Raw genomic sequence first — 16,151 nt, 5'->3', positions numbered from 1 at the left:
CGCCGCAGGCAACCTGATTGCGGCCGATGCGGTCAAGGGGCTGCTGTCCATCGCGCCCGATGGCAAGGTCACCGTGCTGGCCGACAAGGTGGGCAACGACCCCATCCGCTACGCCGATGCCGTGGTGGTGGCACTGAGCGGCAAGATGTACCTGAGCGACGCGTCCACCCGTTTTGCCCCCAAGGACTGGGGCGGCACGTTTGAAGCGAGCGTGCTCGACATCCTTGAGCAGGCCAGCACGGGCCGGGTGATCGAATACGACCCCGCCAACCGCAGCACGCGCGTGGTGGCACGCGGCATCAGCTTTGCCAACGGCGTCGCGCTGAGCCAGGACGAAAAGCATCTGTTCGTCAACGAAACCGGCAAATACCGGGTGTGGAAGATTGCGGTGGATGCGAATGACCTCGACATCGCTCAGCCCAGCCCCCAGGCCCGCGTGCTGCTCGACAACCTGCCCGGCTACCCCGACAACCTGATGCGCGGGCAGGACGGCAAGGTGTGGCTGGGCTTTGCCAAGCCGCGCGGGGCGGCCATCGACAACATGGCGGGCAAGCCCTGGCTGCGCAGCCTGACCCTGCGCCTGCCGCGTGCGCTGTGGCCCATTCCCCAGCCCTACGGCCATGTGATTGCGTTCACCGACGATGGCAAGGTGGTGGCCGACCTGCAGGACCCGAGTGGCGCCTACCCGGAGACCACTGCGATCACCGAGACGGCGGACCGGCTGTATGTGCAGAGCCTGCACGCGCACGGCCTGGGGTGGCTGCCCAAGCCGTAGGGTTCAGGCCTGGGGCGTTTCAGGCGGTTTCCCCATGGTGCCGGGTCTTCACCTCGGCGCCTGTATCTGTCCACCCAAAGAACCTGCACACCTCGGCCCGCATGGCCAGGGTGTCGGCCCGGCCCAGGGCCATCAGCTCCTGGGTGTAACCGGATTCGAAGAGCAGGTAGCTGGCCAGCGCCGCGCCGCGCACATCGGCCATGTTGGAGGTGACGCCCAGGGCGCCCAGCATGGTGCGCACGGGCCCCGGCAGGTCGCCTACATGGCGCGCGGCCACGGCGTCCAGGCGCTGGGATGGCGCAATCACCAGCAGTTCGATGGGGCGCAGTGCGCTGTGCAGGCGCTTTTCTTCGGGGATGAGGGACAGGGTCTGGTTAATGCGCTGCACGCGCTCCACATCCACGGCCAGCGCATCCAGAAAGATGTTGGACAGCGCATGCCCCGCAATCTGCGCCAGCGTGGGGTAGGTGGCCGTGGGGTTGGCAGCGGCATCACCCTTGGGCTCGTGCATGCGGCCGGCGCCGATCACCAGGATGCGCTCGGCGCCCAGGTGAATGGCCGGAGCAATGGGCGCCGACTGGCGCATGGAGCCGTCGCCGAAATATTCGACGTGGTCATCCACCTCGATGCCCTTGGCCGGAAAGATGAACGGAATGGCCGAGGACGCCAGCAGATGCTCGTGCGTGATGCGGTCGCTGGCCGCCTTGCGCTGCGAGCGCACCCAGGGCTTGACGGGTGCGGCGGCTTCAAAAAAGGTGACGTGTTCGCCCGAGCTGTAGCTCGACGCTGTGACGGCCAGCGCTGTGAGATGCCCTTTGCGGATCAGCCGGGGCAGGCGCACCAGCGGCACCATCTTGACCAGCAGTTTTTCGAGCGGGGTGTTGTCCAGCAGCGAGCGCGGTCGCATGCGCCGCCAGCGCGCCAGGGCCCAGCCCAGCGACACCAGCGTGAGCCAGCGCGCACCGCTGCGCATCACGCTGAGCGAGTCGGCGCCATACACCTGGCTGGCGTGGAACTGCCGCCACACGCGCGCAATGCGGCGCACGGCGCGGTCAAAGTTGTCGGCCCCGCAGGCCAGCGCCGCCGCGTTGATGGCCCCGGCCGAGGTGCCGGTGATGATGGGGAAGGGGTTTGGCCCGCTCCCCTCGCCACAGGCCTGGCGCAGGTCGGCAATGGCTTCGAGCACGCCCACCTGGTAGGCGGCGCGGGCACCGCCGCCGGTGAGCAGCAGGCCGGTGGCGGGTCGGGCGTCGGCTGGGATATCAGAAGTTACCAAGGGCGGCATGAATGTGTGTGGGTGGTGTCCCAAGTGTCGGTGGGTGGCTGGGAGCCTTTCATGTGGGAAAACCCGCATGGTTGAGGCGACACATCGCTTGTTGCTGGGGCGTTCAAGCTTGCCAGGGGAAATCAATTGTTTGCGCCAGAGGTGGGTTCGTGCTGCTCCCCGGCCTGTGGCATGCTCAAACACACTTTTTTGGGGAGATGGCTTGAATCCAAGCATCATCGTTTCGCTTGATTTCCCTGCTGCTGCGCCTGCGGTAGATCTGGTCGGGCAGCTGGGCTCTGCTGCGTCTGTCTACAAGGTGGGTTTGCAATTGCTCACGGCGGCTGGACCGTCCTTCGTCCGCGATCTGTTGGATGCTGGCAAGCAGGTCTTTTTGGACCTCAAACTGTTTGAAATCCCGAGCTCGGTGGCGTCCGCAGTTGCGGCGGCGGGGCAACTGGGGGCTTCTATGGTGACGGTTCATGCGTCGGCAGGATCTTCTGTGCTGGAGGCTGCAGTGGCGTCGGCAGCACACTTCCCTGAGCTCAAAGTGCTGGCACTCACTGTGATCACCAGCATGGACGACGAGGCGCTGCGCGAAGTGGGCGTGGCATCGACAGTGCCAGAACAGGTGCTGCGTCTTGCGCGTCTTGCACACGCAGCAGGCTGCCACGGTGTGGTCGCGTCGCCGCTAGAAGCCAGGCTTCTGCGCAACGCGCTGCCGCAGGGCGCGCTGATCGTCACGCCTGGCATACAGCCGCTGGAATTTGCAAAAGGCGACCATGCCCGTTTCACCACCGCCAGCGAGGCCATCAAGGCGGGTGCAACGCACGTCGTGGTGGGGCGGCCGATATCGCGCGCTTTGAACCCTGCCGCTTCTTTTGCTGCCCTGTGCGCAGAACTAGAAGTTTGAAACTTTGGCCCGGGATGGGGCGGATCGCCGCTTTTCTGCAGCGTTACAGCTGTGATTCTGTGGGCCGGAGGCCCCGGCACATCGCAGTCTACGGTTGGCGCAGCAGCAGCTGTGCCACCGCGTCACCCTGCAGCACCACAATGCCGTGCTCCCGGGCAAACGCCTGGGCGTTGTCGCTGACCTGCCCCAGGGCAGCCACATAGACACCTGCGGGGGCCTCGCTGGCCAGCATGGCCGCGTGCAGCTCGCGCAGGGGCTCTACGCCGTGGGTGGCGGCTTTCCAGCGTTTGGCGCTGACCAGCGTGGTTTTGCCACCCTGGGTCAGTCGCATGTCAGCGCCTGCGTTGTTGCCGTTGATCCGCTCTACGGAGTAGCCCGCCCGTGCCCAGGCCGATGCCAGGGTGTCGGCAAAGCTGCGCCAGGGCATGCTGGCCACGGCCTCCAGCATCTCGGCAACCCGGGCGGGGTTGGGGGCGCGCAGCTGCTTCCACGCGGCGATGCAGCCCACCACGAAGATGGGAAAACCGGCCAGCGCACCCACCACGAAATATTCCTTAGGCAGCAGCGCACCTGCCGCCAGAACGATGAGGCCGACCACCACAAAGCTGATCCACCAGGGCGAGCGCAGCAGCATGGCAAACAGGGATTTCTCGGCCATCTTGAATTTCACGGGGGTCCTTTTCGTTCGGTTTCTCAGGGTGCCGGCTGCTGTGGAGCCAGGGGCAAAGCGTGCGCATTGTCCTTCACGCGCCGGGGGAACAGCGCTTGGATAGACTACCGGCCCCACAGGAGTTAATTGAATGGCAGTCACCGAACAGGGCCTTTTGGCCGCACTTTCCAGCGTGCTGGACCCCCACACGGGCAAGGATTTCGTCAGCACCCGCGCCCTGCGCAATGTGCAGATCAGCGGCGGCGACGTGGCCTTCGATGTGGAGTTGGGCTACCCCGCCAAGAGCTTGGTGCCCGAACTGCGCCGCAATCTTGTGGCCGCTGCCAAGGGCGTGGGGGGCGTCGAGAACGTGTCGGTCAACATCACCACCAAGGTGATTGCGCATGCCGTGCAGCGCGGCGTGCAGCTCTTGCCCCAGGTCAAGAACATCATCGCCGTGGCCTCGGGCAAGGGCGGCGTGGGCAAGAGCACAACGGCCGCCAACCTGGCCCTGGCCCTGGCCGCCGAGGGCGCCAGCGTGGGCGTGCTCGACGCCGACATCTACGGCCCCAGCCAGCCCATGATGCTGGGTATCAACCGCCGCCCTGAGAGCGACGACGGCAAGACCATGGAGCCGCTGGAGAACTACGGCGTGCAGGTGATGTCCATCGGCTTCCTGGTGGACCAGGACGAAGCCATGATCTGGCGCGGCCCCATGGCCACGCAGGCGCTGGAGCAACTGCTGCGCCAGACCAACTGGAAAGACCTCGACTACCTCATCATCGACATGCCCCCCGGCACCGGCGACATCCAGCTCACCCTGAGCCAGCGCGTGCCCATGACCGGCGCGGTGATCGTGACCACCCCGCAGGACATCGCCCTGCTGGACGCCAAGAAGGGCATCAAGATGTTTGAGAAGGTGGGCGTGCCCATTCTGGGCATCGTCGAGAACATGGCCGCGCACGTGTGCAGCAACTGCGGTCACGTGGAGCACATCTTTGGCGCCGATGGCGGCAAGAAGATGGCAGCCGAATACAACATGGACTACCTGGGCGCACTGCCGCTCGATATGAGCATCCGCCTGCAGGCCGACAGCGGCAAGCCCACCGTGGTGGCCGACCCCGACGGGGACGTGGCCAAGATCTACAAGAAGGTCGCGCGCGACGTGGCGGTGAAGATCGCGCAGCAGGCCAAGGATTTTTCGAGCAAGTTCCCGACGATTTCGATCAGCAAGAACACCTGATCTTCCTGAGTCGCCCCACCATGCCATGAACCTGCTCGCGTCCCTGCGCTACCTGGTGGCGCTGCACGAGCACCGGCACTTTGGCCGGGCGGCGCAGGCCTGCCACATCACGCAGCCCGCGCTGTCCAACGCACTGCGCGCGCTGGAAAAGGAGTTTGGCGTGGTCGTGGTGCGCCGGGGCCGCAGCTTCGAAGGCTTCACGCCTGAGGGCGAACGCGTGCTGGCCACGGCGCAGCGCATGCTGCACGAACACCAGGTGCTGCAGCAGGACCTGAGCAGCGACGCCGCCCACCCGCGCGGCACGCTGCGCCTGGGCGCGGTGCCCACGGCCATGCCCATCCTGGCGCGGTTTGCCGCGCAGCTGCAGGCGCGGCACCCGGGCATCGTGCCGGTGGCGCTGTCGATGAGTTCGCAGGCGCTGGAGGCGGGGCTCGAAAATATTGCACTGGACTTGGCCCTTGGCTACACCGAGCGCATGCCTGTACGCGGCGGCACGCTACGGGCTTGGCCGCAGTATGTGGAGCACTACTTTCTGCTGCGCCGTGCGCCCCGGCCGCCCAAAGGCGCAGCGCGCGGGCTGCAGATCGGCCCACCCATGGCCTGGGCCGATGCGGCGGCGCTGCCGCTGTGCCTGCTCACCCCCGAGATGCACAACCGTAGCTTGGTGGATGGTGCCTTCCGCGCTGCCGGCGCCACGGTGATGCCTGCGATGGAAACGGATTCGGTGCTGACCCTGGCGCTCAGCGTGGTGGCGGGCCATGTGTGCAGCGTCCTGCCCGGTGCGCTGGTGGACGCCGTGCGCGGCCATGATGGACTGGAGGCCCTGCCGTTGACGAGCCCGGTGCTCACCACCCCCATTGGATTCATGTCGCACCGGCAGGTGCAGCCCACCCGGGCGCTGGATGCGGCACTGGCGCTGTCGCAAGATCGTGAGTGGTTGCAGCACGCCGCAGCGCACAGCGGATTGCTGGCGGCGGAGCCGCTGTAGGCGCAGGTTTTTCCGGCCCTACCCGCGCGAAATGGGCCGGGCCGCCCCAGTGCTGGTAGCCACGCGCCGCTGCCACGCGATGAAGGCCGGCGCACCCACCAGCTCCAGCACCGTGAACCCGATAAATGGCGCGGGCGGCAGGCCCAGAAAGGCCATCGACAGCGCCCGGCCCACGCCGCCCAGAAACACCGCGCCCCACAACACCGCAAACAACCGGCCCTCGCGCTCGATGCGCGGCACCAGCGACCCCATTGCCAGGCCCAGCGCCAGCCACACGCCGCCAAAAAACCGCAGGTTGCCATCGAGCAGCGCATCGCTCGGGAGGCCGCTGGTGCGGTAGATCGGGTCGTAGATGCCCATCATCGTCAGCACGCCAGTGGCAACTGGGATCAGCGCCATCACGGCGGTAGTGGCTTGGAGCAGGCGTCGGGTCATGGGCTATCTTTACGGTGTCAGGATGGGGTATTGTTGGGGTGTATCTTGACTGTGTCAAGATTGTCGCCATGAACTCAGCTGAAATTCCGCGCGCCACTTACCACCATGGCGACTTGCGCACCGCACTGGTGTCTGCCGCCGAGGGCTTGCTGGCGTCCGGGGCCACGCTCAGCCTCCGCGCGGTGGCCAAAGCGGCGGGGGTGTCGCATGCGGCCCCATACCACCACTTCGCCAATCTGGATGCGTTGCTGGCTGCCGTGGCCACGCGCGGTTTTCACGACCTGGCGGCCGACATGGAGGCCGCACACCCCGGTGTGGACACCGCCGCCAGACTGGTGGGGCACTGCACCGCCTACGTGGCCTTTGCGCTCGCGCGTCCCGCCGCGTTCCGGCTGATGTTCAGCCCGCTGCTGCAACACAAGGCCGACCACCCGGCGTTGCAAGCGGCGGCGGACGGGTCTTTTGAGGTGCTGCGCAAAACCGCCCATGCCCATGTGGCCGAGGGGGCGGACGAGCTGGCACTGGCGGGGTGGAGCCTGGCCCACGGGCTGGCCAGCCTGGCGATCGATGGCGCCCTGTCCACCGCGCCCGTGCCCATGCCTTCGGCGCAAGACCTGGCGGCGCTGCTGGCGAGCCGGTTGCTGGAGAACCTGCCAACGGGCAGAGCAGGCAGTGCAGGTGGCGGATGAGTTGGCCCCACGCTGTACAGCGCAATGCCACGGTGCGCAGCTCATTTGTTTTTGTGATCGACCCATGTGCATCCGCAATTTGACGCACCGGGGTGCCTCGCCGACACTGCGACCGCCCAGCCGCCTTATGCAGACGGCTTCATAAGCACAACAAGACATCCCACGATTTCGCTCCATGCACCTTGCCCCCGAAGCCCCCCCCGCAACCGTTGTTGCCGCCGTGTCGGTCAACGACATGCGCGAGCGCATCCGCCGCAAAAGCCGCCTCAAGGGCCGCCAGCCCGAAGATGCCGCGATGGCCGACGTGGCGCAGCTGCTGGGCCCGCGCCCGGCCACCGGCTTTCGGCGCGACCTGCTCATTGAATACCTGCACCGCCTGAACGACCACTTTGGCGTGCTGCACGACCGGCACCTGGTGGCTCTCGCCAAGCAGATGAACCTCCCGATGGCCGAGGTGTACGAGGTGGCGAGCTTCTACCACCACTTCGAGATCGTGCGTGGCGAAGAGGTGCAGGCGCCGCGCCTGGTGCTGCGGGTGTGCGACAGCCTGAGCTGCAGCCTGGCGGGTGCGCGCGAGCTGCTGGCCGCGCTGCCCGAGCGCCTGCGCGCGGCCGGTCAGGGCGACGTGCAGGTGTTGGCCGTGCCCTGCGTGGGCCGCTGCGAGCAGGCGCCCGTGGCCGTGGTGCACCAGTGCCCCGTGCCACACGCCACGGTCGATACCGTGCTGGAGGTGGTGGAATCCAAGCCAAAAATGGCTCTTGCGCGCCACCCACAAGCGCTGACAGCTATCAATTTTGATGTGGCGGCACTGGCTGGAAAAAGCATCCCCACGTCCCGTGGCGAGGTCAGCCCTGCCCACACCGACCTTGCCACCTACCGCGCCCACGGCGGCTACCAGACGGCCGCTGCGCTGGTGAATGGCGAGATGGATGCCGAGGTCGTGCTCACGGCGATGGAGGACTCCGGCCTGCGGGGCCTGGGCGGCGCGGGTTTCCCGGCCGGGCGCAAGTGGCGGATTGTTCGGGACCAGCCCGCGCCGCGCCTGATGGCCGTCAACATCGACGAAGGCGAGCCCGGCACCTTCAAGGACCGCACTTATCTAGAGCGCGACCCGCACCGCTTTCTGGAGGGCGTGCTCATCGCCGCCCAGGTGGTGGGCACCGAGGCCATCTATATCTACCTGCGCGACGAATACCACGGCTGCCGCGCGCTGCTGCAGCGCGCCCTGGACGACCTGCGCGCCGAGCCGCCATGCCCCTTGCCCCATATCGAACTGCGGCGTGGCGCGGGCGCCTACATCTGCGGCGAAGAGTCCGCCATGATCGAGAGCATTGAAGGCAAACGCGGCGAACCCCGCATGCGCCCGCCCTACATCGCGCAGGTCGGCCTGTTCGGCCGGCCCACGCTGGAGCACAACTTCGAGACGCTGTATTGGGCGCGCGACATCGTCGAGCGCGGGCCCGAGTGGTTTGCCAGCTTCGGCCGCCACGGGCGCAAGGGGCTGCGCAGTTTCAGCGTCAGCGGGCGGGTCCGGCACCCGGGTGTCAAGCTCGCGCCTGCGGGCATCACGGTGCAGGAACTCATCGACGAATACTGCGGCGGCATGGCCGACGGCCACCAGCTTTATGCCTACCTGCCCGGCGGCGCCTCGGGCGGCATCCTGCCCGCCAGTCTCAACGACATTCCGCTCGACTTCGACACGCTGCAGCCCTACGGCTGCTTCATCGGCTCCGCCGCCGTCATCGTGCTCAGCCAGCACGACCGGGCGCGCGATGCGGCGCTGAACGTGATGCGCTTTTTCGAGCACGAAAGCTGCGGCCAGTGCACGCCCTGCCGCGTGGGCACGGCCAAGGCCGCGGCGTTGATGCGCGCCCCGCAGTGGGACGAAGAACTGCTGGACGACCTGGCCCAGGTGATGGGCGATGCGTCCATCTGCGGGCTGGGCCAGGCCGCGCCCAACCCCATCCGCTGCATCCACAAATACTTTGCGCACGAGGTGGGCGAGGCGCCCTGGCCGGGCGACTTGCCCAGGCCGCGCAACAGCCCGCTCGCCGAGCAACTGCCCCCAGGAGTGCGGCAATGAGCGCGGTGTTGACCTCTACCGCTGTTCAGCCCGGCGTGGCGTTCGAGCTGGACGGCCAGCCCGTCACCGCCCACGCTGGTGAAACCGTCCTCAAAGTCGCGCAGCGCCATGGCGTGGAGATCCCGCACCTGTGCTACACCGACGGCCTGCGCCCCGACGGCAACTGCCGCGCCTGCGTGGTCGAAATCGCGGGCGAGCGCACCTTGGCCCCCAGCTGCTGCCGCGCGCCCACGCCCGGCATGAAGGTGGAGGCCACCAGCCCGCGCGCCCGCAAGAGCCAGCAGATGGTGGTGGAGATGCTGCTGTCCGACATGCCCGATGTCGGATACCGGTGGAACGACGAAAAGACGTGCACTCCTGATTTGATAGCTGCTAGCGCACGTCCATCAAGCGGTAGGGGCCATTTTGATTCAAAAAATGATGCCGCCGTGGGGCAACACGGCGAGCTGAGCGCCTGGGCCGACCGGCTGGGCGTCTCGGTGCGCCCGGCCCTCCACGCCCTGCGCCGCGAGCAGCCCGCGCCCGACCTGAGCCACCCGGCCATGGCCGTGAATCTGGATGCCTGCATCCAGTGCAACCGCTGCGTGCGCGCCTGCCGCGAAGAGCAGGTCAACGACGTGATCGGCTACGCGCTGCGCGGGGCCGACAGCAAGATCGTCTTCGACCTCGACGACCCCATGGCCGAGAGCACCTGCGTGGCCTGCGGCGAATGTGTGCAGGCCTGCCCCACGGGCGCGCTCAGCCCCAAGACCCACGTCGGCTCGCAAAAGGTGGATCGCAAGGTCGATTCGGTCTGCCCCTTCTGCGGCGTGGGCTGCCTCATCACCTACAACGTGCGCGATGAAAAAATCATCAGCGTCGAAGGCCGCGACGGCCCGGCCAACCATGGCCGCCTGTGTGTGAAAGGACGCTTTGGTTTCGACTACGCCCACCACCCCGACCGCCTGACGGTGCCGCTGATCCGCAAGCCCGGCGTGCCCAAGGAGGTGCGACCCTACGGCGCTGACTGGCGCGACACCTTCCGCGCAGCGACTTGGGAGGAGGCGCTGGACCTGGCCGCGGGCACGCTCAAGAGCCTGCGCGACACGCACGGCCCCAAGGCGCTCGCAGGCTTCGGCTCGGCCAAGGGCAGCAACGAAGAGGCCTATCTGTTCCAGAAGCTGGTGCGCACCGGCTTTGGCAGCAACAACGTGGACCATTGCACGCGGCTGTGCCATGCGTCCAGCGTGGCTGCGCTGCTCGAAGGTGTGGGCTCGGGCGCGGTCAGCAACCCGGTGAACGACGTGGAGCATGCCGAGCTGATCTTTGTGATCGGCTCCAACCCCACGGCCAACCACCCGGTGGCGGCCACCTGGATGAAGAACGCCGCACAGCGCGGCGCAAAAATCGTGCTGGCCGACCCGCGCATCACCGACATCGGCCGCCACGCCTGGCGCACGCTGCAGTTCAAGGCCGACACCGACGTGGCCATGCTCAATGCGCTCATCCACACCGTGATCGACGAAGGTCTGGTGGATGAGGCCTTCATCCGCGACCGCGCCAACAACTTCGAGGCCCTCAAGGCCAACGTGATGGGCTGCAGCCCCGAGGCCATGGCGCCCGTGTGTGGCATACCGGCTGAGACGCTGCGCGAGGTGGCGCGTGCGTTTGCTACCGCCAAGTCCTCGATGATTCTCTGGGGCATGGGCGTGAGCCAGCACATCCACGGCACCGACAACGCGCGCTGCCTGATTGCGCTGTGCGCCGTCACCGGCCAGATCGGCAAACCCGGCTCGGGCCTGCACCCGCTGCGCGGCCAGAACAACGTGCAGGGCGCTAGCGACGCGGGGCTCATCCCCATGATGTTCCCCAACTACCAGCGCGTGGACAACGCGGGGGCGCATGCGTGGTTCGAAGACTTCTGGGGCACTAAGCTCGATGAAACCCCCGGCTACACCGTGGTCGAGATCATGCACAAGGCTCTGGCGCCTGACAGCGACCCGCACAGGGTGCGCGGCATGTACATCATGGGCGAGAACCCCGCCATGAGCGACCCCGACCTGAACCACGCGCGCCACGCGCTCGCCAGCCTCTCGCACCTGGTGGTGCAAGACATTTTCTTGACCGAGACTGCCTGGCTGGCCGACGTGGTGCTGCCCGCGAGCGCCTGGCCCGAAAAGACCGGCACCGCCAGCAACACCGACCGCATGGTGCAGATGGGCCGCCGCGCGCTGAACCCACCGGGCGATGCGCAGCCAGATCTGTGGATCATTCAGCAGATCGCGCAGCGCATGGGCCTGGACTGGAACTACGAAGGCGAAGAGTCGGGCGTCGCGGCGGTGTACGACGAAATGCGCCAGGCGATGCACGCGAGCATCGAGGGCATCACTTGGGACCGGCTGGAGCGCGACTCCAGCGTGACCTACCCCTGCCTCACGGCCGACGACCCGGGCCAGCCCATCGTCTTTACCGAGAAATTCCCCACGCCCACGGGCCGCCTGCAGCTGGTGCCCGCCAGCGTGATCCCGGCGGCCGAAAAGCCCGATGCGGACTACCCCCTGGTGCTCATCACCGGCCGCCAGCTGGAGCACTGGCACACGGGCAGCATGACCCGGCGCAGCACCGTGCTGGACGCCATCGAGCCCATGGCCACCGCGTCGCTGCATGGCGACGAACTGGCGCGGCTGGGCGTGGCGCCCGGGGCGCTGGTGGGCATCCGCTCGCGGCGCGGCATGGTGCAGGTGCGCGTGCGGCGCGACGACGGCACGCCGCACGGCACCGTGTTCATGCCGTTTGCGTACGTGGAGGCAGCCGCCAACCTGCTCACCAACGCGGCGCTGGACCCGTTCGGCAAGATCCCCGAGTTCAAGTACTGCGCGGTGGCTGTGGAGGTGTTGCAGGGCACGGTCAGCGAAGTCGCCTGACGCTGCGTGATCTGCACGCTGGCTGCGGGGCTTTGCGGGCATTGCTGTCTGCGGGGGCCGCACAGGGGTACAGTCTGCGCCCATGACTGAGCGCCCCTACACCGACGTTGCCGTGATCATGCGCTGCGAGCACATCGACAACCGCTGGCAGCCCTGGCGGTGGTCGCTGGCCGAGGTGGTGATCAACGAGCCCGCCTTTGGCACCGAGCCGCGCCAGATCATCCAGGACGAGCGCGAGCAGCGCTGGCTGTTCCCGGGGTTCCGGGCAGAGCTGTACCGTGATGACGCCGAGGGCTACCACCTCAATCTCACCTCGCCCGCGCCCTGCTGGTTTGTGCTGTGGCGCCGCGACGAAGACCCCGGCACGGGCGAGATCCCGCTGGCACGCCCTGTGGCCGTGAGCCTGAGCTACCACGACGCTGGCCGCTGGCTGGACGCGCAGGAAACCGTGGAACAGGTGCCTGCGGCGCCTGAGGTGGTGGAGACCCTGCGTGCCTTTGTGGCCGAGCACTACCAGCCCGAGCCCAAGCGCCGCAAGCGCCCTGACAGTTTCCGCACGCTGCAGGACCGGTTTGGCAACCCCGCATCCGTCTCCACCGAAAAGCAGCGTGGTGGTGGGGGGAGCGGCGGTGGCAATGCCGGAGGAGGGAGCCATGACTGACGGGTTCCTGGGCCGCTGGTCGCGCCGCAAGCAGGAGGTGCGCGAAGGCAAGCCGGTGGAAGAGCCGCCACCACCGGCGCCGCCGTTGCCCCCACCTGTTGCTTCGTCGTCACTGGCCCCTACGTCCGCCGTGGTGTCCGGTGCATCCGACACGGCGGCAGAAGGCGCCGCGCCCGTTGCCGAGGCCCCGCCATCCCCCACGCTGGCCGATGCCCAGGCGCTCACGCCCGCATCTGATTTCAAGGCCTTTGTGGCCCGCGATGTGTCGCCCGAGGTGCGCAACCTGGCCATGAAAAAGCTGTTTTCCGACCCACACTTCAATGTGATGGATGGGCTGGATATCTACATCGGCGACTACACCCAGCCTGACCCGCTGCCCGAGGGCATGCTGCGCAAGATGGCCAGCGCCCACGCAATGGGCTTCTTTGACCATGAAAAGAAGGCCGAGGCCGAAGCATTGCCCGATGTGCCGGTCGATGGCACTGCTGTGGAAACAGGTGCCGACGTGGGGTCCGGCGCAATAGCCCCTGCCCGTGCTCAGCCTCGGGATGATGCGGAGGGGCAAGCCCCCGCAGACGTGGCACAGTCTGGGGTATGCAACGCTATTCCTAGCGATCCCTCCAGCGAGCGTGAGGTGGCCATCCCGCCCGATGAGGTCGCGGTGGCCATCCCAGCCAGCCACTCTGAACATGACCACGACGCTCATCTGCGACTGCAACCAGACGATGCCCCTCAACGCCAAGGCGTTGGGCGCGGCGCTGCATGAAGACCTGACCCTCCACTCCACCCTGTGCCGGCGCGAGGCGGGCGCCTTCCAGAAGGCCATCCAGTCCGGTGACGATGTGGTGGTGGCGTGCACGCAAGAGCAACGCCTGTTTGGCGACCTGGGCCAGCAGACCGAAGGCGCGGTGTCCCCGATCCGGTTTGTGAACATCCGTGAAACCGGCGGCTGGAGCCGCGATGCCGCCCAGGCCAGCCCCAAGATCGCCGCGCTGCTGGCGGCCGCCCGGCTGCCCGACCCTCCGCCCGTACCCACGGTCACCTACAAGAGCACGGGCCGCTTGCTCATCATCGGACCGCTCGACCAGGCCGAGCAGGCGGCCGCCCTGGTGTCGGACGTGCTGGATGTGACCCTGTTCACCCAAGGCCCTGGCAATGCCGGTGGCGCGCAGGCGCGGCGGTTCCCGGTGCTGGGCGGGCGCATCACGGGCCTCACGGGCTGGCTGGGCGCGTTCGAGCTGCAGTGGAAGGCCGACAACCCGATTGATCTGGACTTGTGCACGCGCTGCAACGCCTGTGTGGCGGCCTGCCCCGAGAACGCCATCGGCCTCGATTACCAGATCGACATGGCGGCCTGCAGCTCGCACCGCGACTGTGTGAAGGTGTGCCAGGTGGCGGGCGCCATCGACTTCACCCGTGACGCCACGGCGCAGACCGAGCGTTTTGACCTGGTGCTCGACCTGCGTTCGCCCACCGCCACGCCCACCTTCTTGCAGCACGCGCTGCCGCAGGGTTACCTGCGCTGGGACGGGCGTAGTGATGGTGTCAATATGGCCACGCTGCTGAAGCTGCGCGAGCTGGTGGGCGAGTTCGAAAAGCCCAAGTTTTTTGTCTACAAACAAAAGCTTTGCGCCCACAGCCGCAACGAAACCGTGGGCTGCAATGCCTGCGTGGACATCTGCTCGGCCGAAGCCATTGCCAGCGACAAAAGCCGTCAGCAAATCAAGGTGAACCCCAACCTGTGTGTCGGCTGTGGCGCCTGCACCACCGTGTGCCCCACGGGCGCGCTGACCTATGCCTATCCCAGTGCGACAGAGCAGGGCACCAAGCTCAAAACCCTTTTGTCCACCTACGCCGCTGCAGGCGGCAAGGATGCCGTGGTGCTGCTGCACAGCCAGGAGCGCGGCCAGGCGCTGGTGGAAGAGCTGGGTCGTGCCGCCCAGTTGAAACTGGCGCAGGGCGTGCCTGCCAACGTGATCCCGGTGGCGCTGTGGCACACCGCCAGCACCGGGGTGGACCTGTGGCTCAGCGCAATTGCTTACGGCGCCTCGCAGGTGGTGTTGCTGACGACCCAGGAGGAAGCACCGCAGTACCTCGACGGCCTGCAGGCGCAGATGGATGTGGCGCAAGCCATCTTGCGGGGCCTGGGCTACACGGGCACCCATGTGCAGCTGCTGCGCGCCACCCATCCCACCGAGCTGGACGCCGCCTTGCAGGCCCTGGGCCAGACTCGCCAGAAGACCCCGGCCGTGGCCGCGCGCTTTGCGGTGGCGCAGGAAAAGCGCAGCACGCTGGAGATGGCGTTGGACCATCTCATCGAGCAGGCCCCGATGCCCGTGGCCGATCGGCCCGCAGCCATCGCTTTGCCCGCAGTGGGTTCGCCCCTGGGCACGATTGAAGTCAACAAGGACCGCTGCACCCTGTGCCTGAGCTGCGTGAGCGCCTGCCCCGCCAGTGCGCTGCAGGACAACCCGCAGCTGCCGCAGCTGCGCTTTATCGAAAAGAATTGCGTGCAGTGTGGCCTGTGTGCCACCACCTGCCCGGAAGACGCCATCACCCTGCAGCCGCGCCTGCTGCTGGCGCCGGAGCGTGCGCAACTGCGCGTGCTCAACGAGGCCAAACCCTGGGCCTGTGTGCGCTGCAGCAAGCCCTTTGGCACCGTCAAGGCCATCGAGGCCATGCTGGGCAAACTGTCTGGCCACGCGATGTTCCAGGGCGACGCGCTGGAGCGCCTGAAGATGTGCAGCGACTGCCGCGTGATCGACCTGTATTCCTCTCAAAGCGAAACGAAAGTGACGGACCTGTGAGCGCCCAACCTGCTTCTTTGACCCACCCTGGCGGCAGCTCTGCGCTGGATGAGGAAACGGCACGCGCCGAACTCTATGGTCTGCTGTCGCAGCTGTACTACGCCGCGCCCAGCGCCGAGTTGTTGTCTGCCTTGCGGGTAGCCGTGACCGAGGCGCCCGCCGACGGCGCCTTTTTGCAAGAGCCTTGGCAGGTGCTGGTGGGCGCGGCCCGCGAACTGAGCGATGCTGCCATCGCGCAGGAGTTCGACCGTCTCTTTGGCGGTGTGGGCAAGCCCGAGGTTTTTTTGTATGGCTCGCATTACCTGAGCGGTTTTCTGAACGAAAAGCCATTGGCCCGTTTGCGCACCGACCTGGATCGGCTGGGGCTGGCACGCGACGATTCCATGTCCGAAACCGAAGACCACATCGCGTACCTGTGCGAGGTGATGCGCTACCTGATCGCGGGGGATGACGTAGCTGTCTGCAACCTGACGGCGCAGCGCGACTTTTTTGCAACGCATCTGCAGCCCTGGGTTTTGCAGTTGTGTGATGCCCTGGCTGCCCAACCGCAAGCGCGCTTCTATGCAGCGCTGGCCCAGTTCACGCGGGCCTTCGTGGCAGTGGAGGCCCAGGGCTTCGACATGCTCGACTAACCTCTGGGAGGCTCGAAAAGCCTGCCCAGGTTGCTACAAAAGATGAGTGTCTTAGTGGGAGGTGTAAAGCTCGATTGCAGGCTTTTACACACTGACATAGACTGTATGA

General features: G+C 66.9%; 14 protein-coding genes. 11 read left to right on the top strand and 3 right to left on the bottom strand.

The annotated features are described in order from the left end of the window. On the top strand, positions 1 to 775 hold a 775-nt coding region (locus NFX52_RS16990; RefSeq protein WP_252635746.1), incomplete at its 5' end, for an SMP-30/gluconolactonase/LRE family protein. A 19-nt stretch (positions 776 to 794) separates the two neighbouring features. On the opposite strand, the gene NFX52_RS16985 is transcribed toward NFX52_RS16990, so the two are convergent. Continuing rightward, entirely contained in the window at positions 795 to 2,060 is a 1,266-nt protein-coding gene (locus NFX52_RS16985; protein WP_055402854.1) for a patatin-like phospholipase family protein, read from the bottom strand. A 166-nt stretch (positions 2,061 to 2,226) separates the two neighbouring features. Between NFX52_RS16985 and pyrF the strand changes: the two genes are divergently transcribed. Continuing rightward, the gene (gene pyrF, locus NFX52_RS16980) at positions 2,227 to 2,952 is read left to right on the top strand and encodes an orotidine-5'-phosphate decarboxylase (RefSeq protein WP_252635745.1); all 726 of its coding nucleotides are present in this window, start codon (positions 2,227 to 2,229) and stop codon (positions 2,950 to 2,952) included. Between the two features lie 88 nt (positions 2,953 to 3,040). On the opposite strand, the gene NFX52_RS16975 is transcribed toward pyrF, so the two are convergent. After that, positions 3,041 to 3,610: a restriction endonuclease gene (locus NFX52_RS16975; protein WP_055402904.1), complete on the bottom strand. Its 570-nt coding sequence runs from the start codon at positions 3,608 to 3,610 to the stop codon at positions 3,041 to 3,043. 142 nt (positions 3,611 to 3,752) lie between these two features. Between NFX52_RS16975 and apbC the strand changes: the two genes are divergently transcribed. Continuing rightward, positions 3,753 to 4,844, top strand: coding sequence for an iron-sulfur cluster carrier protein ApbC (apbC, locus tag NFX52_RS16970; RefSeq protein ID WP_055402851.1), 1,092 nt, complete (start codon positions 3,753 to 3,755; stop codon positions 4,842 to 4,844). Positions 4,845 to 4,869: 25 nt separating this feature from the next. Beyond that, positions 4,870 to 5,832, top strand: coding sequence for a LysR family transcriptional regulator (locus tag NFX52_RS16965; protein WP_055402849.1), 963 nt, complete (start codon positions 4,870 to 4,872; stop codon positions 5,830 to 5,832). Between the two features lie 18 nt (positions 5,833 to 5,850). Here NFX52_RS16965 and NFX52_RS16960 read toward each other — a convergent pair whose 3' ends face one another. Continuing rightward, positions 5,851 to 6,267 carry a DUF4345 domain-containing protein gene (locus NFX52_RS16960; protein ID WP_207402027.1) on the bottom strand — a complete coding sequence of 139 codons (417 nt, stop codon included), beginning with the start codon at positions 6,265 to 6,267 and terminating at the stop codon, positions 5,851 to 5,853. A 68-nt stretch (positions 6,268 to 6,335) separates the two neighbouring features. Here NFX52_RS16960 and NFX52_RS16955 point away from each other — a divergent pair, with 68 nt between their 5' ends. From NFX52_RS16955 to NFX52_RS16925, 7 genes are all read left to right on the top strand, one after another. Continuing rightward, positions 6,336 to 6,956, top strand: a complete 621-nt coding sequence (locus NFX52_RS16955) for a TetR/AcrR family transcriptional regulator (protein WP_055402845.1) — start codon at positions 6,336 to 6,338, stop codon at positions 6,954 to 6,956. A gap of 175 nt (positions 6,957 to 7,131) precedes the next feature. Then, positions 7,132 to 9,039 (top strand): NAD(P)H-dependent oxidoreductase subunit E, encoded by a 1,908-nt coding sequence (locus NFX52_RS16950; protein WP_055402843.1) that lies wholly within the window; start codon positions 7,132 to 7,134, stop codon positions 9,037 to 9,039. Then, on the top strand, positions 9,036 to 11,942 hold the full coding sequence (fdhF, locus tag NFX52_RS16945) for a formate dehydrogenase subunit alpha (RefSeq protein ID WP_055402841.1): 2,907 nt from the start codon (positions 9,036 to 9,038) through the stop codon (positions 11,940 to 11,942). Before NFX52_RS16950 ends, fdhF begins: the two co-directional genes overlap by 4 nt. An 82-nt stretch (positions 11,943 to 12,024) precedes the next feature. Then, on the top strand, positions 12,025 to 12,603 hold the full coding sequence (locus tag NFX52_RS16940; RefSeq protein ID WP_252635744.1) for a DUF3305 domain-containing protein: 579 nt from the start codon (positions 12,025 to 12,027) through the stop codon (positions 12,601 to 12,603). After that, a complete protein-coding gene (locus tag NFX52_RS16935) occupies positions 12,596 to 13,369 on the top strand; it encodes a DUF3306 domain-containing protein (RefSeq protein WP_252635743.1) in 774 nt (257 codons plus the stop codon). Before NFX52_RS16940 ends, NFX52_RS16935 begins: the two co-directional genes overlap by 8 nt. Next, entirely contained in the window at positions 13,329 to 15,410 is a 2,082-nt protein-coding gene (locus NFX52_RS16930; RefSeq protein ID WP_207402029.1) for a 4Fe-4S binding protein, read from the top strand. The genes NFX52_RS16935 and NFX52_RS16930 overlap by 41 nt, the downstream gene beginning before the upstream one ends. After that, positions 15,407 to 16,042 carry a TorD/DmsD family molecular chaperone gene (locus NFX52_RS16925; protein ID WP_055402833.1) on the top strand — a complete coding sequence of 212 codons (636 nt, stop codon included), beginning with the start codon at positions 15,407 to 15,409 and terminating at the stop codon, positions 16,040 to 16,042. The genes NFX52_RS16930 and NFX52_RS16925 overlap by 4 nt, the downstream gene beginning before the upstream one ends. Positions 16,043 to 16,151 lie beyond the last annotated feature (109 nt).

Origin of the sequence: Acidovorax facilis (assembly GCF_023913775.1) — a bacterium.
In the GTDB taxonomy this organism is placed as follows: domain Bacteria; phylum Pseudomonadota; class Gammaproteobacteria; order Burkholderiales; family Burkholderiaceae_C; genus Acidovorax; species Acidovorax facilis.
This window is presented reverse-complemented; position numbering and strand designations above follow the sequence as displayed.

What these genes read in the sequence shown, in the direction of transcription:
- NFX52_RS16985 (WP_055402854.1), bottom strand. Translation starts at nt 2,060, where the DNA reads ATGCCGCCCTTGGTAACTTCTGATATCCCAGCCGACGCCCGACCCGCC.
- NFX52_RS16975 (WP_055402904.1), bottom strand. Translation starts at nt 3,610, where the DNA reads ATGGCCGAGAAATCCCTGTTTGCCATGCTGCTGCGCTCGCCCTGGTGG.
- apbC (WP_055402851.1), top strand. Translation starts at nt 3,753, where the DNA reads ATGGCAGTCACCGAACAGGGCCTTTTGGCCGCACTTTCCAGCGTGCTG.
- NFX52_RS16965 (WP_055402849.1), top strand. Translation starts at nt 4,870, where the DNA reads ATGAACCTGCTCGCGTCCCTGCGCTACCTGGTGGCGCTGCACGAGCAC.
- NFX52_RS16960 (WP_207402027.1), bottom strand. Translation starts at nt 6,267, where the DNA reads ATGACCCGACGCCTGCTCCAAGCCACTACCGCCGTGATGGCGCTGATC.
- NFX52_RS16955 (WP_055402845.1), top strand. Translation starts at nt 6,336, where the DNA reads ATGAACTCAGCTGAAATTCCGCGCGCCACTTACCACCATGGCGACTTG.
- NFX52_RS16950 (WP_055402843.1), top strand. Translation starts at nt 7,132, where the DNA reads ATGCACCTTGCCCCCGAAGCCCCCCCCGCAACCGTTGTTGCCGCCGTG.
- fdhF (WP_055402841.1), top strand. Translation starts at nt 9,036, where the DNA reads ATGAGCGCGGTGTTGACCTCTACCGCTGTTCAGCCCGGCGTGGCGTTC.
- NFX52_RS16940 (WP_252635744.1), top strand. Translation starts at nt 12,025, where the DNA reads ATGACTGAGCGCCCCTACACCGACGTTGCCGTGATCATGCGCTGCGAG.
- NFX52_RS16935 (WP_252635743.1), top strand. Translation starts at nt 12,596, where the DNA reads ATGACTGACGGGTTCCTGGGCCGCTGGTCGCGCCGCAAGCAGGAGGTG.
- NFX52_RS16930 (WP_207402029.1), top strand. Translation starts at nt 13,329, where the DNA reads ATGCCCCTCAACGCCAAGGCGTTGGGCGCGGCGCTGCATGAAGACCTG.